18 protein-coding genes are annotated in these 24,148 nt (G+C 65.9%); all 18 read right to left on the bottom strand.

The features are described from left to right. Positions 1-6: 6 nt before the first annotated feature. Positions 7-882, bottom strand: a complete 876-nt coding sequence (locus tag KUV74_RS11645; RefSeq protein WP_045993504.1) for a DMT family transporter — start codon at positions 880-882, stop codon at positions 7-9. Positions 883-1,122: 240 nt separating this feature from the next. Beyond that, positions 1,123-2,658 (bottom strand): D-alanyl-D-alanine carboxypeptidase, encoded by a 1,536-nt coding sequence (locus KUV74_RS11640; protein WP_222516375.1) that lies wholly within the window; start codon positions 2,656-2,658, stop codon positions 1,123-1,125. Positions 2,659-2,866: 208 nt separating this feature from the next. After that, entirely contained in the window at positions 2,867-5,737 is a 2,871-nt protein-coding gene (locus KUV74_RS20865) for an HD domain-containing phosphohydrolase (RefSeq protein WP_261395333.1), read from the bottom strand. A 140-nt stretch (positions 5,738-5,877) separates the two neighbouring features. Then, positions 5,878-8,727: an HD domain-containing phosphohydrolase gene (locus tag KUV74_RS11630; RefSeq protein WP_222516374.1), complete on the bottom strand. Its 2,850-nt coding sequence runs from the start codon at positions 8,725-8,727 to the stop codon at positions 5,878-5,880. Positions 8,728-8,887: 160 nt separating this feature from the next. Then, positions 8,888-9,649: a sulfite exporter TauE/SafE family protein gene (locus KUV74_RS11625; RefSeq protein WP_222516373.1), complete on the bottom strand. Its 762-nt coding sequence runs from the start codon at positions 9,647-9,649 to the stop codon at positions 8,888-8,890. A 243-nt stretch (positions 9,650-9,892) separates the two neighbouring features. Further along, complete coding sequence (locus KUV74_RS11620; RefSeq protein ID WP_222516372.1) at positions 9,893-11,230, bottom strand: VOC family protein; 1,338 nt, start codon at positions 11,228-11,230, stop codon at positions 9,893-9,895. A gap of 283 nt (positions 11,231-11,513) precedes the next feature. Beyond that, positions 11,514-12,242, bottom strand: a complete 729-nt coding sequence (locus KUV74_RS11615; RefSeq protein WP_045993549.1) for an amino acid ABC transporter ATP-binding protein — start codon at positions 12,240-12,242, stop codon at positions 11,514-11,516. A gap of 77 nt (positions 12,243-12,319) precedes the next feature. Continuing rightward, entirely contained in the window at positions 12,320-13,396 is a 1,077-nt protein-coding gene (locus KUV74_RS11610; RefSeq protein WP_222516428.1) for an amino acid ABC transporter permease, read from the bottom strand. Between the two features lie 159 nt (positions 13,397-13,555). After that, entirely contained in the window at positions 13,556-14,731 is a 1,176-nt protein-coding gene (locus KUV74_RS11605; RefSeq protein ID WP_222516371.1) for an amino acid ABC transporter permease, read from the bottom strand. A 155-nt stretch (positions 14,732-14,886) separates the two neighbouring features. Continuing rightward, positions 14,887-15,924, bottom strand: a complete 1,038-nt coding sequence (locus tag KUV74_RS11600) for an amino acid ABC transporter substrate-binding protein (protein ID WP_045993511.1) — start codon at positions 15,922-15,924, stop codon at positions 14,887-14,889. A gap of 425 nt (positions 15,925-16,349) precedes the next feature. Beyond that, positions 16,350-17,945, bottom strand: coding sequence for a cytochrome D1 domain-containing protein (locus KUV74_RS11595; protein ID WP_222516370.1), 1,596 nt, complete (start codon positions 17,943-17,945; stop codon positions 16,350-16,352). After that, a complete protein-coding gene (cobA, locus tag KUV74_RS11590; RefSeq protein ID WP_222516369.1) occupies positions 17,942-18,745 on the bottom strand; it encodes a uroporphyrinogen-III C-methyltransferase in 804 nt (267 codons plus the stop codon). The genes KUV74_RS11595 and cobA overlap by 4 nt, the downstream gene beginning before the upstream one ends. Positions 18,746-18,758: 13 nt before the next feature. Then, positions 18,759-19,937 carry a heme d1 biosynthesis radical SAM protein NirJ gene (nirJ, locus tag KUV74_RS11585; protein WP_222516368.1) on the bottom strand — a complete coding sequence of 393 codons (1,179 nt, stop codon included), beginning with the start codon at positions 19,935-19,937 and terminating at the stop codon, positions 18,759-18,761. Beyond that, a complete protein-coding gene (locus KUV74_RS11580) occupies positions 19,925-20,473 on the bottom strand; it encodes an AsnC family transcriptional regulator (RefSeq protein WP_222516367.1) in 549 nt (182 codons plus the stop codon). The genes nirJ and KUV74_RS11580 overlap by 13 nt, the downstream gene beginning before the upstream one ends. Further along, on the bottom strand, positions 20,448-20,984 hold the full coding sequence (locus tag KUV74_RS11575) for an Lrp/AsnC family transcriptional regulator (protein ID WP_222516366.1): 537 nt from the start codon (positions 20,982-20,984) through the stop codon (positions 20,448-20,450). The genes KUV74_RS11580 and KUV74_RS11575 overlap by 26 nt, the downstream gene beginning before the upstream one ends. Positions 20,985-21,000: 16 nt before the next feature. Next, positions 21,001-21,537: an AsnC family protein gene (locus tag KUV74_RS11570; RefSeq protein ID WP_222516365.1), complete on the bottom strand. Its 537-nt coding sequence runs from the start codon at positions 21,535-21,537 to the stop codon at positions 21,001-21,003. After that, positions 21,534-22,025, bottom strand: a complete 492-nt coding sequence (locus tag KUV74_RS11565) for an Lrp/AsnC family transcriptional regulator (protein ID WP_045993516.1) — start codon at positions 22,023-22,025, stop codon at positions 21,534-21,536. The genes KUV74_RS11570 and KUV74_RS11565 overlap by 4 nt, the downstream gene beginning before the upstream one ends. Positions 22,026-22,087: 62 nt before the next feature. Beyond that, the gene (locus KUV74_RS11560; RefSeq protein WP_222516364.1) at positions 22,088-23,812 is read right to left on the bottom strand and encodes a nitrite reductase; all 1,725 of its coding nucleotides are present in this window, start codon (positions 23,810-23,812) and stop codon (positions 22,088-22,090) included. Between the last annotated feature and the right edge of the window lie 336 nt (positions 23,813-24,148).

Below are 24,148 nucleotides of genomic sequence, written 5' to 3'. Positions count from 1 at the left end.
CCCAGCTCAGGCCGAAGGGCGCCGCTTGAGGCTGGTGCGCCCCTCCTGGTAGGCGATCGCCAGGCCGCTGGCGATGATCAGGGTGCCGCCGATCAGCACCCCGAGATCCGGCACCTCGTCCCAGATCATCCAGCCGAGCAGGACCGCCCACAGCATGGCGGTATAGTCGAAGGGGGCGGCGATAGCGGCCGGAGCGTGACGAAAGGCCAGGGTAATAAAGGCGGTGGCGCCGACCCCGAGCACCCCGGACATGAGAAAGGCCGGCCAATGCTCCAGCGCCGGCGCCTGCCATACCAGCGGCAGGGCGACGCCGGTCACCACAAAGGGCACCAGGGTCATGTAGAACACCATCGCCCACAGGTGCTCGCGGGCGCCGTAGCGCCGAGCGGTGATCATCATCAAGGCATAGAACACCGCCGCCCCGAGCATCGACAGAGCACCCAGCGAGATGCCTTCACTGCCTGGACGCACGATCACCAATACACCGGCAAAGCCCACCAACGACGCCAGCACCACCGGCACGCTCACCCGCTCGCCCAGCAGCGGGACCGACAGCAGGCTGACAAACAGCGGCGCGGCGAAGGCGATGGCGGTGCCCTCGGCGAGCGGCATCATCGTCAACCCCAGCACGAAGCAACCCATGGTGCCGGTATAGATCAGACCACGGATCAGATGCACCCCAGGACGTCGGGTCGACAGGGTGCGTAGGCCGCCCCCCTGGTGCGCCAGCAGCATGATCAACGGCAACGACACCAGGGTGCGAAAGAAGATGATCTGCAACGGCGAATGCACCTCGCCGAGCCACTTGGAAATGGCGTCACCGAGCGCCAGGCACAGCACGCCAAGACACATGAACCCGATACCCTTGAACGATGATCCCATGCTCTCCTCCCTGTCCGCAGCACTGATGGCAAGTGGCTCACGACCACCATCTACCTGACCTAAAAACGAACCCCGCCGGCACGGGGCCGACGGGGGTAACAGGGACAACGTTAGGGGGCGAACGCTTCGCTGGCAAGAACAGACGCACCAGAACTGTGCACTGGTGTATGCCATGCAGCAAAAGGCCCGCCGGAGGCGGGCCTTGTCGGAGAACGACGTGAAGGTGGCGCGAACTGACGCTTAGAGGCTGGCCTGAACGACCATGCAGTCCATGCCCTGCTGCAGCAGTCGCCGACAGGCCGAACGGGCCTGGCCTTCCTGCAGGTCCACCACGCGGGCACGGTAGATGTTGGCATTGTCGGCTCGCGCCACCGCTACCCGGGCGTGGGCCATCTCGCCCGCCAGACGATCGGCCGCCTGGCTGGCCTGGCTGCGCGCGCTGTCCATGTCGCTGAACGCCCCCACCTGGACCCCCCAGTCGCCGGTCTGCGCGATGGTGCTGCTCGCGTTCGCGCTGGTGGTGGTGTTCGTGCTCGCCACGCTGGACGGCGCGCTCGACACGGCACTCGACACAGGGCGGGGCTCAGGCCTCGCCGCTGCCGCGTCGGGCACCGAGGCCGCCACCGGAATCGATGCCAGGGCGGGTGCCGAGGCACTCGGCTGGTCGATCAGGTTGCGCAGCGGGTCGGGACCGGACGAAGAACGACGCGAATCGGAGATGATCGGGGCGGCGGACTCGAAGCGCACCGGCGCTGTCGCCGATTGGCGGCTGGCCAGCGTCGGCGTGGCCGGACGAACCACGGTCTCGACCCGTGACGGCCGCACCGCGGTGGATGGCACCTGAGCGACACGGCTCGGCGTCGGCGCAGAGATCAACCCACGCTGGCGAGGCGCCATCAGTTCGCCACCGGAGACATCGGTATTGGCAAGGAAACCACGACCGTCGACCAGCGAAGCCCGCAGGAAGCCACGGTCGAGCAGGCTCATCATCTGCTCATCCCTGGAAGCGGCGGTGTAGCCGCCCATGACCACCGCCACCATGCGCCGTCCATTGCGCGTGGCCGAGGTCGCCACATTGAAACCGGAGGCACGAATGAAGCCGGTCTTGAGACCATCGGTGCCCGGGTACTTGGTCAGCAGACGGTTGTGACCGGTGTGACGAGTGCCACGCCAGGTGAACTCGGTAAGAGAGAAGTAGGGGTAATACTGGGGGAAGTCCAGCATCAGACGACGCGCCAGGATGACCATGTCCCGCGCCGTGGTGACCTGGCCGGAGTTGGGCAGGCCCGAGGCGTTGCGGAAGGTGGTGTTATTCATGCCCAGGCTGCGCGCCTTGCGGGTCATCATGTCGGCGAAGTGAGACTCGGAACCGCCCAGGGACTCGGCCACCACCACCGCCACGTCATTGGCGGAGCGCACGACCAACGCCTGGATGGCCTTCTCCACCGGGATGCTGTCACCGGGCTTGAGCCACAGCTTGGTCGCCGGCATCGAGGCCGCATGGGAAGAGACCGGCAGCGGCTGGCCCAGACTCATGGTACGACCGTCCAGAGCCTCGAACAGCATATAAAGGGTCATCATCTTGGTCAGTGAGGCCGGATAGCGGCGCTCATCGGCGTTTTCCGCGTACAGGATCTCATGACTCTCGGCGTCCACCACGATGCCTGCGTAGCGCGGATTGCCTGCCTGGGCGGACTGCACCACCATCAGACAGGTCACCACCAGCGCGACCAGCATCGTCAGCGAACGCCACCCGGAATTCCTTGTGGTCACCATTTATCCAAACCCCTGCGATTTCCAGACTGCACTGACGGCATTATGACCCACTTGACCGGCCTGTACAGGCCAAATTGGCGAGCGTTCACCATCATTCTCGGCATTATATAGACCATTTCGGGCGAACCAGCCGTTCATGCAGGCGCCTTTGTCGTCGTCCACTTGGGCAAAAGCCGGAGCGGGCCTACTCCTGCGCGCTTGCGTCAGGTCAAACTCCCGCACGGGCCAGCAGCGCCTCGGTATCAACGCTATCACGCTGGGCCGGCGTCAAGAAGCGTTCGGCGTAGTCGCTGTAGATCCGCTGCTCCAGCATCAGCCGGAAGATCTCGGGGTCCAGATGGCCCTCCCGCACCATGTCGGCCAGCGTCGCCAGTGCCCGGGAAAGGGTCATAGCCGACTTGTAGGGGCGGTCCGCGGCGGTCAAGGCCTCGAACACGTCCGCCATCACCATGACCCGCTCCTCGAGGCTGGCGTCCTTCATCGCCAGTCGGCGTGGATAACCGGTACCGTCCATGCGCTCGTGATGATTGCCGGCGATGGCCGGGACCCGACGCAGGTGCGCGGGCCAGGGCAGCGCCTCGAGCATCATGATGGTCTGGACCACGTGCTCCTGGATGCGGAATCGCTCGACCTCGTTGAGGGTGCCGCGGGACACCCTGAGATTGAAAAGCTCGCCCTGATGGCCGGCCAGTTCACTGGGCCGCATGTCGAAACGCCAGACATTGTCGGGGTCGTCCGGCGCCACCGCCGGGCGAGAGCGGTGCCAGGGAATCTCGTGACGTGGCAGGTCGGCCAGCAGGCGCTCCTCCGCGGGCAGCCTGCGCAGGGGTTCGCGGGACATGCGCTTGAGCTCATCTCGCGACACCCCGAGCCGATCATCGAAGCGCCGCCACCAGCGCCACTCGGCGATGACGGTCAGGCGCTCCAGCAGCTCATCGCTGATGGCCTCGCCCCCCCGATTGGCCTCGGCCACGCATTCGAAGGCTGCGATCAACTCCTGCTGTCGCGCATGGCGCCGTCGCTCCAGCGTCACCGGATCGCCACCGTGGGCGCGCCCCTGCCAGTAGGCCACGTCGGCATCGCGCCACAGCACCTCGAAGCGGGTGCGAATCTCATGGATACGGTCGTAGCGGGCCTCGAGCTTGGTGGCCTTTTCCATCACCTCGTCGGGAATCGCCAGCTTGCCGCAGTCATGCAGCCAGGCCGCCAGATGGAAGGCGCTGCGGCGGGTCGCGTCGAAGTGAGTCTCGGCGTATACCCCGTGCTCGCTGCGATCGATGCCCTCGACGATCATCTCCGCCAGTACCGGCACTCGCGAGCAGTGGCTTCCGGTATGCGGCGACTTGGCGTCGATGGCATGGGCCACCAGCTGGACGATGCCCTCCAGTAGACGCGCCTCACCACGCAGCAGTCGCCTCAGGTCGATGGCCACCGCTGCCGCCGCCGACACTTCGGCGACGAAGGCACGCCAGTGAGCGTCGTCATCGTCCAGCGAGCGCCGCGCCAACGCCAGCAGCCCCAGCGTCGCTCCCTCCCGGTTACGCAGCGGCTGCAACAGATAGCCGGCCGCCTCAAAGCGCTCGATCAGCGCCTCGAGCTCGGCCTCGGAGCCTTCATGCAGTCGCAGCTCCCGACTCCGTGGGTCCGCATCGGGGTCCCTCGCCTCCCCCTCCCTGGCGATCCGAGCGAAGCGTCCCTCGTCCTGTTCATCGGCCAGGTAGATGGCGCCGGCGCGACTGCCGGTGCCGCGCAGCAGATCCTCGAGAATGCTGGTCAGCATGCGATCCAGGCGTGGCTCGCTGTTGAGCACCCGGGTGATGCGTCCAAAGCCCTCGATACCACGCGCCAGCCGGCGCAGTGCCACACTGAGCCCGCGCACCTCGGTCACCCGCGAACCGACACCGTCGCAGGCGGAAAAATCGTAGCGCCCGAGCGCCTCGACCTGTCCGGACAACTCCCGCAGCGGACGCCCCAGTCGTCGTCCCAGCAGCACCCCCAGCGGCAACAAGGCCAGCGTCACGATCCCCGCCAACAACGAACTCTCCAGCATCATCTGGCGCACATCGGTGGTCAGCTCGTCTTCCGGGACCGCTGCAATCAGGCGCGTGGCCTCGCCGCCCAGGGTGACAAAGGGCAGCACCAGCCCCCACCACTGGCGACCGTCATGGGACAACCGCCGCGGCGGCTGGTCGACGTTCGTGCTCAACAATTGCGCCAGCACCGGCATGGCCAGATCCTCGAAAGAGGACAATTGGCGGGCGTTGCCGGGCCCAGGATCCAGTGTGGCGTCCAGGGTAGTCGCCAGCGCCTGGCCGGAGGCGGTGACCACCGCCATGCGCGTCTGCGGCGTCAACCGCAGGTCATCCAGGCCGATGCCAAGGTCCCGCGAGGCGACATCCAGGCCGACCACGGCGTCACCGCGGCGGCGCGCCATGCTGATGCCGATTTCGCCGGTGTTGAAAAACACATAGGGAGCGGTCAGGAAAGGAGCGTCACCCTCGGGTGCCTGCTGAAACCAGGGACGGCTGCGCGGATCGAAGAAGTACTGGTCGAGTCGCTCGCGCCCGAGCGGAGCAAGCGATGGATCGAACAGATGCCATTCACTCTGCGGTGGCTGGCCAGGGCGTGCATCCACCACCAGCGCCAGGTAGGCCGCGTCCTGGCCGCCGCTATCGACCAGGTCGGGACGCTTGCTCTCCAGCATGCGATCCACCGCGCGAAACATCAGGAAGTCGCCGCTGCCATAGCCGATGTAGACGGCGTCGACCAGTCGATGGGCTTCCAGCGCCGCCCTCATCAGCGGCAACGCTGACAGCCGGCCGTCCCAGTCGTCGGCCTCGCCCGGGGCCCCGTTGGCCAGCATGTCGATGGCCACCCGTGCCGGCCTCACCAGCGCCTGGGTGCGCGCCTCCAGGGTGTCGACCAGCTGAGCCGAGGTCTCTTCCAGGGTCGCCCCCAGCGTGCGCTGGGACTGGTGCCAGGAGAACCCCAGCAGCGCCACCGCCATCACCACCATCACCCCGACGATAACGATACCGATCAGCCACTGCACCGGAATGACGAGACGATGGCGGTACATGGTCGGACCTCTCGTGGCGAGGCAAACGGGACTTTCAAGCGTGACGAAACGCCCTAAGCCGAAAGGGGTAGCGCTCTCTCCACTATATGTGCAGATCTGCAGACGCGTATCCCGAACACAGCGGCAGGCTCCACGTTAGGTCAACGCCGAGCTCGGGCCCGGATGGCATCGATATCGACCTGGTCGATCTGTCGGTCGGCCACAAAGGTATCGGCGTAGCGCCGCCACACGCCGCTATCCAGCAGCAACTCGAAGACCGCCGGGTCCAGGTGGCCGTCCTTGACCATGTCGGCCAGGATCTCCAGCGCGCGGGACAGTGGCAGGCCATTCTTGTAGGGACGATCGGAGGCGGTCAGCGCCTCGAACACATCCGCCAGCGCCATGATCCGCTCTTCCAGGCTGGCCTCGCCGAGTCGCAGCCGCCGCGGATACCCCTGTCCGTCCATGCGCTCATGGTGATTGCCGGCGATCTCCGGCACTCGCTTCAGGTGAGCGGGCCAGGGCAGAGACTCGAGCATGATGATGGTCTGGATCACGTGCTCCTGCATGCGGAAGCGTTCGACGTCGTTGAGCGTGCCCCGGGCGATGCACAGGTTGTAGAGCTCCCCCTGATGCTCCGCCAGGGACGGCGGCTCCATCGAAAAGCCCCAGTGATTGTCGGGGTCCTCGGGATGCACCGGGGGACAGGGACGCTGCCAGGCAATGCGATGACGGGGCAGATCGGCAAGCAGACGTTCTTCTGCAGGCAAGGCGCGACGGGGTTCTTCGGCCATGTTGTCCAGTTCGGCCCGCGACAGCCCGAGGCGGTCATCGAAGTAACGCAGCCAGCGCCACTCGCCGATGGTCTTCAAGCGCTGGCAGTCGGCCTCGCCCATCGCCTCGCGGCCATGGTTGGCCTCGGCGACGCAGGCGAAGGCTTCCTGCAGCTCCTGGCGCCGACGCTGCAGTACCTGGTCAAGCTTTGTTGCCTCGCCCCCCTGGGCGATGGCACGCCAGTAATCGAGTTCAGCGTCTCGCCACAGCACCTCGAAACGGGTCCGGATCTCGTGGATCCGGTTGTAACGGGTCTCGAGCTTGGTGGCCTTCTCCATGATGTGGTCTGGGGTGGTCAGCTTGCCGCAGTCGTGCAGCCAGGCCGCCAGGTGGAAGGTGGCGCGCTCTTCCTCGCTGAGGTGAACCGCAGCAAAAGGGCCCTGGCGCGCCCGATCCACTTCATCGATCAGCATCTCCGCCAGTTGCGGCACCCGGGTACAGTGTCCCCCGGTGTGGGGTGACTTGGCATCGGTGGCCCTGGCGACCAGCTGAATCATGGCGTCCAGCAGACGCGCCTCGCCCTCGAGCAGGCGGCGCATGTCGATGGCCACCGCCGCCACCGATGACACCTCGGCGACGAAGGTGCGCCACTGGTCATCATCCTGACCACCGTCCCGGTGCGCCAGCAGCAGTATCCCGAGACGCTTGCCGGCGCGGTCGCGCAGCGACTGCACCAGATACCCTTGCGCCTCCAGTGCTCGCCGCACCTCCAGCAGAGGGCCCGAGTCCTGGTCGACCTCGAGCGTCGCCGGCAAAGGGGCATCGCCCCACCCCTGACCCGCCTCGGCGACCGGCGACAGGCGGCCTGAACTGTCCTCGTTGGCCAGATAGATGACCCCGTGGTGGCTGCCGGTGACGTTCAACAGCTCATCGAGGATGCCGTCGAGCATCACGTCGAGCCGGCGCTCGCGTCCCAGCATGCGATTGATGCGCCGAAACTCGCCGACGCGATGCACCAGAGTGTCCAGCGCACCGGACAGGTGAGCCACCTCGCGCACCCGGGAGTCGACCCCTCGATAGGCATCGAGGTCGAACTCGGAGATGGTCCGTACCTGCTCGCCCAGTTCGCGCAGTGGGCGCCCGAGTCGGCGACCCAGCAGGATGCCGAGTGGCACCATCAGCGTCACCAGCCCCAGCGACAGCAACAGACGGTGCCACAGGGATTCACGCAGGCTCGCCATCAGCTCCCGCTCCGGCATGGCCACCAGCAGCCAGGCCAGTCGACTGCCGAGCATGTCGAAGGGCAGCGCCAGCCCCCACCAGTACTGCTCACCACAGAAGTAGCGGACCGGCGTCGCCAGCACCCCCTGATCCTTGAGCTCGATCAACGGCGCCTCGCCCAGATCCTCCAGCGAGGTCCCCGGCAACAGCGCCGCATCCTTGTCCGCGTTGTGGGCGAGCACATCGCCCTCGGGGGTAGTGATGGCCAGCAGTGACCCCTGGGTGGTGGCAAACGCATGGATTTCCTTGCCGAGATCCGCGGAGGTCATGTCGATGCCAAGCACGGCGCGTCCGTCACGGGATCGCTGGGACAGGGTGACGCCCTGCTCGCCGTTGGTGAAGAAGGTATAGGGGGCCGATAGCTGCGGGCCGTGCTCGTCCAGCGCCTGACGAAACCAGGGGCGATCGCGCGGGTCCAGGCCGTGGCTCTCGATGGCGATGCGACGTAGCTCCCTTGCCTCATCGTCGAGTACCTGCCAGTAGCCAGCCAGGCCTTGCCGCCTGTCGCCGTGCAGGATCAGCGCCAGGTAGGTACCGCCGGCCAGATTCAATGAGTCGGATACCGCCCCGGGCGACAGTCGCTCGATGGCGCGAACCATCAGAAAGTCGCCGTTGTCGGAGCCGATGTAGGCGCCTCCCAGCACCTCCTGGGCGTCGACCACCGCCGCCAGCATGGGCAGTAGATGATCGCTTCGGGCACTGTCGAAGTTCTCGATGCTCGTTTCTCTGCTCAGCACACCGAGCATCGCCCTGGAAGGTTCGATCAACGAGCGGGTCTTGACCTCCACCGTCGCCGACAGCTGCTGGCTGGATCGCTGCAGCGCCTCAACCAGCGAGTCCCGAGCCTGATCCCATGACTGCCACAGCAGCAGACCGGCCATCATCAGCGTCATGCCGACGATGGAGGCAGCGATAAGCCATTGGATCGGGAGTTCACGGCGGGCAAATAGAGGCATTGAAGGGCTCGAGGGTGGCAGTCGACCAGCAGTGACGACTACCTATCACTCTATGCCAATTCAGCCGCTCTGGAGCGGGGGGCAACTACCCCCTATGCACTACTTCGCCCACATCTTTCGTCTTGGCCCTCGCCCATGGCGGCCGTGCCTGCCAAGACGTTCAGGTCAGCAGCCGCGTCATGCCCAGCCACACCAGACGCAGCGACAGCGCGGTCAACACCACCCGGAATCCGGTGTCGAAACGCCGCTCCGACACGTGCTGCAACAGGCGCAGGCCAAGCCAGGTGCCCAGCACCCCGACGCCGATCATCAGCAGGATCAACCACAGCCAGTCGGCGAACAGAAAACCGGCGACGCCGAAGACGAAGGCCTTGGTCAGGTGCTGGAAGGTCATGCAGGCGGCGAAGGTGGCCACCGTACCCTGGCGGGAGTTTCCGGTCTGCTTGACGAAGGCCGCCACCATGGGCCCACTGGCGCCGACAAAGCTGGACAACAGGGTAGTGACGGCACCGGCGATCAGGGTGCCCAGGCGGCCCAGGGCGCGCTTGGGCAGCCCCGGCCCCCACAGGGTATAGAGCACAAAGGCGGCGATCGACAGCTCCAGCACCCCGCTGGGCAGGCGAATCAGCAGCCAGCCGGCCACCAGGGCGCCGACCAGGGCTCCGGGGACAAAGGTCGCCAGCAGCGGCCAGTGAACGTATCGCCAGCTCATGGCCAGGCGTCCGCCATTGGAGCCAAGCTGGACCATGCCATGCACCGGGATCAGTGCCGCCGCCGGCATCACCTGGGCCATGGTCATGATCAACAGGGTGCCGCCGCCCACGCCCAGCGACGCGCTGATCATCGATGTGACACCGGACAGCAGGATCAGGCCGAGACTGACGACGGGGGACAGCGGCGAGATAGCGGCGAGCCACTCCATGGCGACAAACTCCTGAGACAAGAAAAGCCAGAAGCTTACCTTTGTGTGCCACGGCTCGCACTCGCTGACGACCCGCCCGCCAACATCGCCTCGCTGCCCGCAACGCCAACGCCGATCGATCTTCCGGGTGGAAGATCGATCGGCGCGGGTACTTTCCATGAAGGCAAGAGCCGTGACGACAGGATCAGCGATGGGCACATTCAGCGGCTGATACAGAGAAGAGGCTCAGGCCAATCATCAGGATCAGCGTTTCAGGCCAAGCGCCGCCAGGGATTCGCGCTCGCGGCGGGCGTAGAGCTCGAGTTCATCGCGCACCGAGGCCCCCAGCGCCGCCTCGAAGGCGTCACGGTTGGCGTTGCCCTGCCCCACCGCACTCTCCTCACCGCCCAGGTTGGACTGGAAGATGCCCGCCGCCGACACCGGCAGGAAGTCCTCGTAGGTCAGCGGCTCGGCCACCACCTTGCCGGCGGCGATCTGTGCCTCCACAGAGGCGTCACCGTCGAACTCGTCTACCGCACGGTAGACGAAGTAGGCCAGACCCTCGCGGCGCAGGGTGGTCTCGTCATCGGGGAAGTCGGCGAAGACCTCGGCCAGGCGAGCCTGATGGGCGGCGTTGTCCAGCCCCTGGGTCGCCTTGCGGGCCTCGCCCAGCAAGCGGTCATAGAGCGCCCGGCCCTTGGGGGTCAGGGCTACACCACGCTGCTCGATCTCGCCGAAGCGGGCGGTATGGCTACCCTCGGCGTCACCGACGAAACGGGTGGTCTCTTCCAGCGCCTTGAAGCTGGTCTGACGCAGAAGGATCGGACAGGCGCGCCGGGGCGGGCCCTCGATCACCGCCTTGGGCGTCATGCCATGCTCGGGCATCCGGCGCTGGGCTTCGTCGATATCCAGGGTCCGCGGCGTCAGGTGATTGATGTGCGGGCCACGGAAGCACACCACGTCGGCGATCAGACGGTGGGCCGAGTGCAGCCGCTCGTAGGTGGCGCGGTCCACGGTGGCGTCCTGGTGCCAGCGGAAGGTCTCCAGGGCTTCGGCGACGAAGCGCTTGGCCTGTTCCTCGGTGAGGCCACCCTGCTGCTCGAAGGTAGCGATCTGTTCACGCACCCCCGGGGTGAAGATGTCGCGCTTGGCCAGGATCTCGCTGGCCAGGGTGCGCAGCTCGACGTCCTCGATCAGCTCGAGGCGCAGCAGCGAGGTAAACAGGCGGAAGGGATTGCGCGCCAGGGCCTCGTCGGTGACCGGGCGAAAGGCGGTGGAGTGCACCGGCACCCCGGCCTCGGACAGGTCGTAGTAGCCCACAGGGAACATCCCCATCACCGCGAACAGGCGCCTCAGGGTGGCGAGTTCCTCGGCCGTGCCCACCCGGATCGCACCGTGACGCTCGACGCCCAGGCGAGCGTGCTCGCCGCTGGCCTCGAGCCGCTCGGCCAGCGCCGGATCAGCCTCGAGGGTCTGCCGATTCACCTGCTCGACCAGTGACAGCAGGGTGCCGTACTGGGGCACCTCGGCCTGGTACATGGCCGACATGGCAGAGGCAAAGCGGTCACGAATCTCGTCGGCGGTCACAAAGTCGGAAGACATCCGGGCTCCTATCGGTTGGCAGGCGGTGATGCCACCGATAAGACCAGAGCGGGGAGGCGGCGACAAACGAAAATTATCGCTGGTTGTATTCCTTCAAGGAATGCCACGGCGGTGGTCGCCGCCATCGCTCTCGACACTCTGCGCCTTTATCGGCGCAGTCTTTCTCGCAGCGACGCCATGGGAGCCACCCCGCGCTACCAGTCCTCCAGCTTATGTGCCCCGCTGCTGTCGCCCCCGTCCGCCTTGCCGCGCTCTGCGCGAGCAAGCGCGCGGCCAGGGCGCCTCAGTGCCCCAGGATCTGACTCAGGAACAGCTGGGTACGCTCCGAGCGCGGGTTGTTGAAGAACTCCTGGGGCGGCGCCTGCTCGATGATCTGGCCCTGATCCATGAAGATCACCCGGTCGGCCACGGTCTTGGCGAAGCCCATCTCGTGGGTCACGCAGAGCATGGTCATGCCTTCCCGGGCCAGCTCGATCATCACGTCCAGCACCTCCTTGATCATCTCCGGGTCCAGCGCCGAGGTGGGCTCGTCGAACAGCATCACCTCCGGGCGCAGACACAGCGCGCGCGCGATGGCCACGCGCTGCTGCTGGCCGCCGGACAGCTGGCCCGGGTACTTGTGGGCCTGGTCGGCGATCTGCACCCGCTCGAGAAACTCCATGGCGGTGGCCTCGGCCTCGCGCCGGGGTTTCTTCTGTACCCAGGTCTGGGCGATGCAGCAGTTGTCGAGCACCGACAGGTGAGGGAACAGATTGAAGTGCTGGAACACCATGCCGACGTGCCGGCGGATCTGTTCGATGCGCTTGACGTCCTGGGTCATGTGCACCCCGCCCACGGTGATGCGGCCCTGCTGGTGTTCCTCCAGGTGATTGATGCAGCGGATCAGGGTGGATTTGCCGGACCCCGAGGGCCCGCACACCACGATGCGCTCCCCTGGCTGCACGGTCAGGTCGATGTCGCGCAGCACGTGGAAGTCCCCGTACCACTTGTTGAGGCCGTCGATCTCGATCATCGGCGTGTTCGAATCCGCCGTGGTCGCCGCTTGAGCAGACATGGCTGCCTCCCGATCAAATTTGTTGTTGTGGGCCGTCAATGGCCGGTATGTAGACGCCGTTCGATATATTGGCTGTAACGTGACATGCCGAAGCAGAAGATCCAGAACATCAGCGCGGCGAACACGTAGCCCTCGGTGGCGAAGCCCAGCCAGTTGGTGTCGGTGAGCCCGGCACGGATGATCGCCAGCAGGTCGAACAGGCCGATGATCAGCACCAGTGAGGTGTCCTTGAACAGCGCGATGAAGGTGTTGACGATGCCCGGGATCACCAGCTTGAGCGCCTGGGGCAGGATGATCAGGCCCATCCGCCGCCAGTAGCCCAGGCCCAGCGCCTTGGCGGCCTCTTCCTGGCCTCTGGGGATCGCCTGCAGGCCGCCACGCACCACCTCGGCCATATAGGCGCTCCAGAAGAACATGATGCCGATCAGTGCGCGCAGCAGCTTGTCGAACTCGACCTCGCTGGGCACGAACAGCGGCAGCATCACCGAGGCCATGAACAGCACCGTGATCAAGGGCACGCCGCGCCAGAACTCGATGAACACCACCGACAGGCTGCGCACCAGTGGCATCTGCGAGCGCCGGCCCAGCGCCAGGATCACCCCCAGCGGCAGCGAGCCGACGATACCGACGATGGCCACGGTCAGGGTCAGCATCAGCCCGCCCCACTCACGGGTGGGCACCGCCGGCAGGCCGAAGTGGCCTCCCAGCAGCAACAGCCAGGCGATCACCGGAAAGCCGACCAGGGCGAAGATCACCACCCAGCGCTTGGCCGGCAGTCGGGGAATCATCAGCCAGGCGATGGTGGCCACCAGCAGCGTCAGGGTGATATCGACGCGGTAGCGTTCGGCCTCAGGGTAGAAGCCGTAGACGATGGTCTCGAAGCGGGCGCTGATGAACACCCAGCAGGCGCCCTCGCCGGTGCAGGCTTCGCGGGTGGTGCCGATCCAGTCGGCGTCGATCAGCGCCCACTGCACCAGCGGGGACAGCGCCCATACCAGCACCGCCAGGGTGATCAGCGAGACCACCGAATTGAGCGGGGTCGAGAACAGCCGGCTGCGCAGCCAGCCGGTGACGCCATGGCGCGCCACCGGCGCCGGGCGGGCGGCGATCATCGAATGCTCGGTGGACGCGGCAGCCGGCGCCACCTCGGGCTCACTCGGGGGGTGCACCGGAGACTGTGAAGGAGGTGTGGGACGCTCGGTCATGGCAGCAGTCCTCCAACGAAGACAGGCAGGCGGCTCATGGCAGAGCGCATGGTTGGCGTATTCATCTCAGCGCTCCTTGAGCAGGGTCCGGGCGTTGTAGACGTTCATCAACGCCGACACCACCAGACTGATGGTCAGGTAGACCGCCATGGTCATGGCGATGATCTCGATCGCCTGGCCGGTCTGGTTGAGGCTGGTACCGGCAAACACCGCCACCAGGTCGGGATAGCCGATGGCGGTCGCCAGCGACGAGTTCTTGATCAGGTTCAGGTACTGACTGGTGAGCTGCGGCACGATCACTCGCATCGCCTGGGGGATGACCACCTTGCGCAAGGTGATGTTGCCCGGCAGGCCGATCGCCCGGGACGCCTCGATCTGCCCCTTGGGCACCGACTGGATCCCTGAACGCACGATCTCGGCGATAAAGGAGGCGGTGTAGATCGACAGCGCCAGCCACAGTGCCATCAGCTCCGGGATCACGGTGATACCGCCGGAGAAGTTGAAGCCCTTGAGTGACGGCACGTCCCAGGCAAGCGGGCTGCCGCTGGCCACGAACACCAGCAGCGGCAGGCCGATGATCAGGGCGCTGCCGAGCCAGTACACCGGCAGCGCCTTGCCGGTACGCTGCTGCAGCCGTCTGGCGTAGATACCAAGGGCCACCACCGCCAGGATCGCTACTACCAGCGCCAGCTGGGTCAGGCCGAAGCCTGGCTCGGGCACCGGCGCCGGCACGATCAGCCCGCGCACGTTGAGAAAGAACGCCTCGAGCAGCGACATGCTCTGGCGCGGACTGGGCAGGGCCTGGAGCACGGCGAAGTACCAGAACAGGATCTGCACCAGCAGCGGAATATTGCGGAAGGTCTCGACGAAGGCCGCCGCCAGGCGAGCCAGCAGCCAGTTGGGCGACAGCCGGGCGATACCCACGGCGAAGCCGATCAGGGTGGCGGCCAGAATGCCGAGCCCGGACACCAGCAGGGTATTGAGCAGCCCCACCACGAAGGTGCGGGCGTAGCTGCTGTCGCCGGAGTAGTCGATCAGGGTCTGGGGGATCGAGAACCCGGCGCGCTCACCGAGGAAGTCGAAACCGGTGGTGATGCCCCTGGCCTCGAGATTGGTCAGGGCATTGCCGATCATCATCGCGATCAGCGCGGCGAGGCCTGCCAGCAGCAGCGCCTGGATGATCAGCGCACGAAAGGCAGGACGCCGCCATAGCGGCGTCCGTTCGATAGGGGGCGTGGACATGGGCGAGCCTCTTGCTGGACGACGCTTGCCTCCGGCCCGTCTCGCGGCCGTGGGTATTCACCCGCGAACGGCAAGTGGGCCGGCGCGCGACGTCGTCGCTCTATCCGTCATGGGTCGGACGACCCCGGCCATGGCCGGGGTCGCAGCGGACAGTATCAGCGGATCGGCGGGGCGTAGAGGATGCCGCCTTCGTTCCACAGGGCGTTCATGCCACGGCTGATGCCCAGCGGTGAGTTCTCGCCCACGGTATCGGCGAATACCTCACCGTAGTTGCCCACCTGGGAGACGATGTTGTAGGCCCAGTCGTTGGTCAGACCGAGCTGCTCGCCGTAGGTGCCGTCGACACCCAAAAGGCGCGCCACCTGGGGATTGGGCGGATCATTCTTCATCTGCTCGGCGTTGTCGCTGGTGATGCCCAGTTCCTCGGCATTGACCATGGCGAAGACCGTCCACTTGACGATGTCGAACCACTGGTCGTCACCCTGAGCGACCACCGGGCCCAGCGGCTCCTTGGAGATCAGCTCGGTGAGGATCTCGACGCTGTCCGGTTCCGGCAGCTGCAGGCGCAGGGCGCTGAGCTGGGAGGTGTCCGAGGTGAGCACGTCACAGCGCCCACTGGCGAAGCCCGAGGCGGTCTGGTCCGGGGTATCGAAGGTCACGGTGTTGATGTCGATGCCCTTGGCCGGGAAGTAGTCCGCCAGGTTGAGCTCGTGGGTGGTGCCGGACTGGATACAGATGGAGGCGCCGTTCAGATCCTCGAGGCTTTCGATGCCGAGATCCTTGGCCACCATGAAGCCCTGACCATCGTAGAAGGTGGTCGTCGTGAAATTGAGGCCCAGGGAGTTGTCCCGGGTGGCGGTCCAGGTAGTGTTGCGCGAGAGCACGTCGATCTCGCCGGACTGCAGCGCGGTGAAGCGCTCCTTGGCGGTCAGCGGGGTGAACACCACCTTGTCGGCGTCGCCGAAGATCGCCGCCGAGATGGCGCGACAGGTTTCCACATCGAGTCCCTGCCAGTTGCCGTTCTCGTCCGGCGAGGAAAAACCGGACAGGCCGACGTTGACACCGCATTGGAGTTCGCCGCGGGAGGTGACTTCGTCCAGGGTGGCGGCCGAAGCACTGCTCGTCACGCCCAGCGCCGCTGTGGATAGCGCGGCGAGGGAGAGGGTCAGCAACGTCTTGTTATTGTGTCGCATGGATTCAACTCCAGTAATGGATGAGCGTTGTACGCCCATTCACTATCCGAGCCTCGGCCGGCGTGGTCAATGCTGGTGTCGACGTTTGTTTTAAACGATGGATTGAAGATCGATGGCAGCCCCCATCGAAAAGAGGCCCGGGAGGAGCGTGCCCGCTGGCACGCCCCCTCCGGGCAAGACGCACTCTTCTCCTGCACCAGGCCCGCCTTGTATCAGGACAGCGCCACGTCCTTGGGCGTTGTCCGTAAAGACGCCGAGCGCAGGCACTTTTCACATAGGCCTCTAGGCGCTGTCCGAAAAGTCGACGAGCGAAGGTTAGACAAGGCAAAAATCGGTGAGACAGCGCAGTTTACGGGGTGTAAATGAGCATGTTGATCCGATTTTTAACGCCGTATTACCGAGCGCAGGCACTTTTCAGACAAGCCCTAGTGCGAGGTGCCCTCTTCGTAGTGGGTCTTGTTCCACACGTTGTACTTGCCTGACGGCTTGTCCATCGGCACCCGGGTGATCTCCTCGAGGGTATCGGCGTCGTAGGCGATCACCGCGCCGTCGCGCTCCCACAGGCTCAGCAGCAGGGTCTCGCCGTCACGGTCGAACTCCACGTGGGCAGACGTCTTGCCCTGCTCCGGGATCAGGGTGCGCACGATCTCGAGGCTGTCCTTGTCGATCACGTGGACACGATCACGGTTGGGCCCGAAGAACACGTCGGTCCAGGCGTAGCGGGAGTTTTCGTGGCTGCGCATGAAGAAGCCCGGGCCGTCGGTATGCAGCGTCTTGATCAGCGAATAGTCGTCCATGTCGATGATCGAGACTTCCGGCTTGGCCAGGTGGGGAATCGCCATCACCCGACGTCCGCCGGTCTCCCAGGTGATGCCGGAACCCAGATGGGGCATGCCCGACAACGGCAGGTCGGCCAGCTTGTCGCCGCTGTCCAGGTCGATGACCATGGCCCCATCGCCACCGCGGGAGGCGCCGATGACACGGCGGTACTCGGGGTCAAAGAAGAAGTCGTCGAGGTAGTCCGGCACCGGCAGACGCCGGACCTCGAAGCTCTCGCCCCTGGCCTCTCGAGCCTTGCGCGCGGGATCCAGCGGCTCGTCCATATGCCCCGTGGCCACCACCGCTTCAGGCGTCACCGGCCAGGGGATCTCCCACAGCTCCTTGACGTCCTTGAGCGCGGCGATAAAGCTCGAGCGCGGCGGCGCGGCGTAGACGGCGCTGACCCGGGAGCCGTTGCCTTCGGCGTCGGCGGCGGGATAGACCCGCATCGGATCGAGCCGGTGGGCGTCGAACAGCACCAGGTTGCCCGGCAGGGTGTTGGCGGCCATCACGTAGCGGCCATCGGCGGACACCGCGATATTGCGCATATTGATGCCGGCGCGGACCTCGGCCACCACGGCGAAGTGATAGAGATCGAACTTGGTGATCCAACCGTCGCGGGAGCCGAAATAGACGTAGCGGCCATCCGGGCTGTACTTGGGCCCGCCATGCAGGGCAAAGCGGGTGGGGAAGCGCGCCAGGCGCTCGAAGGTATCGCCGTCGAGCACGCTGGCGTGGTGATCGCCGGTCTCTACCACCACGAACAGATTCTGCGGATCGGCGTCGAACTCGGGCGTGTCGCCAAGGCTGCCGGGGGGATGCGACACCACCTGGCTTGCGCGGATATCGTCGAGCGTCCAGTCGGGGGTCACCGGCGGGTCACTCAGCACCCAGTCACTCAGCGCATCGACCTCGGGCCCGGTCAGCGTGTCGGTAAAGCCGGGCATCTGGGTCGCGGGGCGGCCATCGGCGATCACCCGACGAACCTCTTCGGGCTTGATGCGCCCCAGGTTCTGGGGCAGCAGCGCCGGCCCCATGGCGCCCAGACGATCGGCGCCGTGGCAGCTGGCGCAGTGATCCTGGTAGAGCTGTGGCGCTGCCGAATTTGCCGCTATCGCCTCCTCCTGAGCCCCAGCCAGCGCTGGCATCAGGGCTGGCATCAGCCCGATCAGGGCCGCGCCCAGCAGTCTTGCCGTGCTCATGCCACCGCCTCCGCCACCGCGTCCATATCGAGTCGCCCGGCCAGGGACACCACTTCGCCCACCACGATCAGCGTCGGCGGCTTGAGCCCCTCGGCCTGGATGGTCTCGGGCAACTGGCCCAGACGGGTGATCACCCGGCGCTGTTCCCGGGTGGTGCCGCGTTCGATCAGCGCCACCGGCTGGTCGGCGGGCAGCCCGTTGGCGAGCAGTTCGCGGCGAATCAGCTCGGCGTTGGTCAGCCCCATGTAGAACACCAGGGTGTGGCGGCGACTGGCCAGCGAGCGCCAGTCGAGATCGAGGCTGCCGTCGGCGCGGGCGTGCCCGGTGACGAAGGTCACCCCCTGGGCGTGGTCGCGATGGGTCAGCGGAAAGCCGGCGTAGGCGCTGCAGCCCTGGGCCGAGGTGATTCCCGGCACCACGCGAAAGGGGATCTGGTTGTCCACCAGCATCTCGGCCTCTTCGCCGCCGCGCCCGAAGATGAATGGGTCGCCGCCCTTGAGGCGCACCACCCGCTTGCCGGTCACCGCCAGGCGCACCAGCAACTGGTTGGTTTCCTCCTGGGTCAGGGCGTGGCAGCGCGCCGCCTTGCCCACGTAGAAACGCTGGGCCGCCTTGGGCGCCAGCGCGAGCACCTCCGCTGACACCAGGCGATCATAGACCAGGCAGTCCGCCTGGCTGAGCAGGTACAGCGCGCGCAGGGTCAGAAGGCCGGGGTCACCGGGGCCGGCGCCGACGATGGCCACCTCGCCGGAGGCGAGCGGCGCTTCGCCGAGCTGGTCGTAGAGGGCTTGCAAGGACATGGTGATCTCCCGTTCAACCGGTCGTCAGAATCATCTTGGGCGAGACGGCTTCGGTCAGGCCGATCTCGTCATCGTCGAGGTAGCAGCCCGGGTCCTCGGCCCAGGGATCGCCCAGGGTCTTGAAGGCACGCACCCGGGTATTGCCGTTGCAGATCGGCAGGTAGCGACAGGCGCCGCAGCGTCCCTTGAGCGGCCGCGGACGACTGCGAAAGCCCTGCATCAGGTCGTCGTCGGCCTCGCACCAGATCTCCGAGAAGGACCGCTCACGCACATTGCCGAGGTGGTGGTCCCACCAGAAGGAGTCCGGATGGACATTGCCCAGGTTGTCGATATTGGCGATGTACTCGCCGCTGGCGTTGCCGCCCCAGGCGAGCAGACGCGCCTCGAGATCGGCGACCCGCTCGGGGAAGTGGCGCCTGGCCCAGTGCAGCAGGAAGGGGCCGTCGGCGTCGTTGTTGCCGGTGACGTACTCGCGCCGGATACCCGCCTCGAGTTCGGCGCGACAGCGGTCGAACAGTCGGGTCATGGCGTCGCGGGTCATTTCGTGCCAGGCGTCGTGCTTACGGTGACGATGACCGCGTCCGCCATAGTTGAGGTGTGACAGGTAGAACTTGTCGACGTCGTGCTCGGCGGTCAGCGCCAGGATGTCGTCGAACTGGGCGTAGTTGTCCCGGGTCAGGGTGAACCGCAGCCCTACCTTGATGCCCCGCTCCTTGCACAGCCGGACTGCGGCCATGGACTCGCGAAAGGCGCCACGACGCTGGCGGATCTGGTCATGGGTCTCCTCGAGGCCGTCGATGCTGATGCCGACGTAGTCGTAACCGGCATCGGCGATGGCGTCGATCTTGTCCTCGGTGATCAGGGTGCCGTTGGTGGAAAGCCCGGTGTACAGCCCGAGTTCCTTGGCCCGGTGCGACAGTTCAAAAATGTCGGGGCGCATCAGCGGCTCGCCACCGGACAGGATCAGCGCCGGCACCCGGAAGGCCTTGAGGTCCTCGAGCACCTTCATCGCCTCCTCGGTGGACAGCTCACCGGCGAAGTCGACGTCGGCCGACACCGTGTAGCAGTGCCGACAGGTCAGGTTGCAGCGGCGAATCAGATTCCAGATCACCACCGGGCCTGGCGGGGTGCGGGCAGGCGCCAGTGGCGTCGGCTCGAGCAGGCTGTCGATGTAGCGGGTCACTCGGAACATGGCGAGGCTCCCTTGGCGGTGGCGAGCCGTAGCCCGGTCTTCTTGAGGATGCGGCTGCTGTAGAGAATACGGTGGTCGCGGCAGGCGTCGCCCAGCCATTCACGCAGCCGCTCGGCCTGGGCCTCGACCTCGTCGCGGTGGTGGCCGTGCAGCATCACGAACAGGTTGTAGGGCCAGTCCGGCAAGCGGCGAGGCCGCCGGTAGCAGTGACTGACGCCCGGCCAGTCGGCCAGCTGCCGGCCGAGTTCGTCGATACGCTGATCATCGACGTCCCACACGGTCATGCCATTGGCCAGGTAGCCCAGGCGGTAGTGGTTGGGCACCGCGGCGATGCGGCGCACGACGCCGGTCAGGCGCAGGCGCTGAAAGCGTGCCAGCACCTCCTCGCCGCTCATGCCGATGGCCGCGCCCACCGCCGCCCAGGGGTCGGCCACCAGCGGCAGCCCCGCCTGGGTGGCCTCGATCAGGGCGCGGTCGCCGTCGTCCAGCACAGAGATGTCGTTGCGGTCCCTAGACGGGCAGGTGGAGATGGACATGGAACTCCTCCTCCTTGGGCAGGTTGATCACCTCGAGCCCGGTGGCCTCGGTGATGGCCTCGATCACCGAGGCGACACGGCCGGGGCGATCACAGGCGATGACGAACCACATGTTGTAGTGGTGCTCGCGGCGATAGTTGTGGGCCACCTCAGGGAAGGCGTTGACGACCTCGGCGACGCGCTCGAAGTCGGCTTCCGGCACCGCCAGGGCGGCCAGCGTCAGGGCACCGCCGAGACGCTCGGCCTGGAACATCGGGCCAAAGCGACTGAGGATCCCTCGATCGAGCAGCGACGACAGGACGTCGAGCAACTCGCGCACCCCGAGCCCCAGCTCCAAGGCCAGGTCGCCGTAGGGGTCCGGGGTCAAGGGCACACCCAATTGCAGGCGGTTGATGATCCGACGCTCTACCTCAGACAGCGCAGCCACCGCGTCATGGCGAGCGGTGGCAGCGTCGTGTGGATGGCGGTCGGGGTCGCCGGGAAAACCCCGGGACGGTATTTCTGAGCTCATGGCTCCTCCGGGGGTGTCATGGTTCCTCGGGCGTGTAGCGTCCGCCGCGCTGGCGATAGGCCTGGCGGCTGAACAGCACCTGGTGGTCGACGTCTTCGAGGCCATGGCGCTTGATCAGCGCAAGGATCTGGGCCTCGACACGCACTCGCCGGACGCCGTGGATCATGCAGAACAGGTTGTAGGGCCAGCCGAGGCGACGCACCCGCTGGTAGCACAGGGTGACCTCGGGCTCAGCGGCCAGACGCCGGCCTACCTCGTCGACGCGATCTTCGGGCAGGTTCCACACCACCATGGCGTTGGCGGCGAGGCCCAGGCGGCGATGGCGGACCACCAAGCCGAAGCGTTTGATGAAACCGCTGTGCTGCCAGTGCCCGATCCAGGTGCGGACCTCCTCGACGCTCAGGCCGGTCTGCTCGGCCAGCACCTTGAACGGCTCAGGCACCAGCGGCAGCCCTTCTTCCAGACAGGCCCTGAGTCTGATCAGACGGCGATCCTGGGCCTGCAGCGGGCCTGCCGGACGGCGCCCAGCGGTGGACGTGACGGCCTCGATCATGCTTCCTCCAGCTCCGCCCAGGGCAGGGCGAAGGCCAGGTCGATGTGATAGCTCTGGACCATGGGCAGGCGCAGCAACGGGGTGGCCAGTTCGGCCTCCAGCCGCGTCAGGCGCAGTTCCAGGCTGGTGCTGTCCGGCGCCGTCACCACGAACCACAGGTTGTAGCGGTGCTCGCGCCAGTAGTTGTGGTTGACCCCGGGGCAGGCGTTGATGATCTGTGCCACCGCCTCCCGGCGATGGTCCGGCACGGCCACCGCCACCAGCTCGCTGGCGCCGGCCTGGCGGTGATCGAACACCGCGCCGACACGGCCCACCACGCCCAGGTCACACAGACGCTGCAGGCGTTCGATCAACGCCTGTTCATCCAGTCCGAGCTCTTCGGCCATGGCCGCAAAGGGACGCTCCACCAACGGCAGCGATCGCTGATAGCGATCGATCAGACGCCGGTCGATGCGGTCCAGGTCGTCGACCACCTTGTCGGTTGCCATGGCCATCTCCCGAAAAGCGAAAAATTGGGGCGGGCCGCCCGTGCGAGCGGCCCGCGAGGACGTCAGTAGACGTCGTGCTGGGTGTTGTAGACGTTGAACTTGCCGGTCGGCGTGACCAGTCGCTCGTCCTTGATCACCGCTTCCAGCTGCAGCGTCTCGTCGTCGACCACCACCAGCGCGGAAGACTGATCGGCGGTGTTCCACACCGAGAACCAGACCTCGTCGCCGGCACGGTTGTACTCCGGCTGCACCACCCGCTTGGGCCCTTCGCCAAGATCCGCCCAGTCGGCGATCGGCAGCACCTGGAAGCCCTCTTCCAGGTCGTTGACGTCATACACGGCAACGCTCTGGCTGATGGCCTCGTCGGGGTTCAGCGCGGTGTCCACGTAGAGGTGCTCGGACTCGGGGTGGGTCTTGATGAACAGCGAGCCGCCGCCCTGACCTTCCAGGGTGCGCACCACCGTCCAGGCCTGGTCCGGATGACCTTCCGGGTCGGTACCGATCAGCGAGATGGTGTTGTCGCCCAGATGGCTGGTGGCCCACACCGGCCCGAACTCGGGGTCGACGAAGTTGGCGCCACGTCCCGGGTGCGGGGTCTTGCCCACGTCGATGATCGCCTCGAGCTCACGCTCCTTGGCATCGATGACGACGATCTGGTTGGACTGGTTGGCGGCGGTCATGAAGTAGCGACCGCTGCTGTCCCAGCCACCGTCGTGCAGGAAGCGGGAGGTGTCGATCTCGACGCTGGACAGGGCGTCCAGGTTCTCGTAGTTGACCAGACGGACCTTGCCGGTTTCCTTGACGTTGACGATGAACTCCGGGTGCTGATGGGACGCCACGATGGCCGCCACACGGGGCTCCGGATGGTACTCCTGGGTGCCCACCGTCATGCCGCGGGTGCTGACGATCTTCTTCGGCTCCAGGGTCTCGCCGTCCATGATCACGAACTGCGGCGGCCAGTAGGTGCCGGCGACCGCGTAGGTGTCCTCGTAGCCCTCGAACTTGGAGGTCTCCACCGAACGCGCCTCGAGACCCACCTTGATCTCGGCCACGGTGGTCGGCTCTTCCATCCACAGGTCGATCATGTCGACCTTGGCGTCGCGACCGATGACGAACAGGTAGCGCCCGGAAGCGGACATCCGCGAGATGTGCACCGCGTAACCGGTATCGATGACCTTGACGATCTCCTTGCTGTCGCCGTCGATCAGGGCGATCTGGCCGGCGTCACGCAGGGTCACCGAGAACAGGTTCTCCAGGTTCAGGTCGTTCATCTGCTCGGTGGGGCGATCTTCCGGCGCCACGAACACGGTCCAGCTGTCCTTCATGTCGGCCAGGCCGAACTCCGGGGGTACCGGTGGCTCATGCATGACGTAGTTCGCCATCATCTCGATCTCGTCATCGGTCAGCTGGCCGGAGGTACCCCAGTTGGGCATACCCGCCGGTGAGCCGTAGGTGATGAAGGTCTTGAGATAGTCCATGCCGCGTTCACGGGTGATGTCGGTGGTCAGCGGCTTGCCGGTGGCCCCCTTGCGCAGCACGCCATGACAGCCGGCACAGCGTTCGAAGTAGATCTCCTTGGCGTGATCGAACTCTTCCCGCGTCATCGCAGGGGCGCCCTCTTCATCGGGCATCATCACCGCCGCCGGGTCGACGCCGGACGGATTGCTCTGGTAGGCCGCCTCTTCCGGAGACAGGTTCTTCTCGGCGCCATGGGCGCTTCCCAGGCCTGCAATCACGATGGCTATCGCTGCGGCAAGGGGCTTGAGAGTCGTGACGTTTCTGGTCATCTTTTCACCTCGAGTCATGATCCACGTGTCTTTCATCCTGTCGCCAATGTCGTGCCACAAGATGAAAATGTCGCCAGGTTTTCCGCTTTCTCTTGAGCGAGTTATTTCCCTTGGTACGGCAATCCCTTCCCTGGATAAGCGACACATCTTCCTTCCAGATGAAGGCCGCGAAGACGCCCGCTCTCTTCGCGTTTGCCCTGCCTACCATGGAAGCGCGCATTCCCGACGATTTCACTGGGTCTCTTGCCGACTCTTGACCCCTATCAACAATCACTCCCCCGCGCACCAATAGAAATTTTTCCCCTTTAATTTCTTAAGCTTAATGACCAAATAAGA

Origin of the sequence: Halomonas sp. DP1Y21-3, assembly GCF_019801245.1 — a bacterium.
GTDB classification, from domain to species: Bacteria; Pseudomonadota; Gammaproteobacteria; order Pseudomonadales; family Halomonadaceae; genus Halomonas; species Halomonas litopenaei.
Note: the sequence above shows the minus strand (reverse complement) of the source record. Positions and strands in the feature narration are given on the sequence as shown.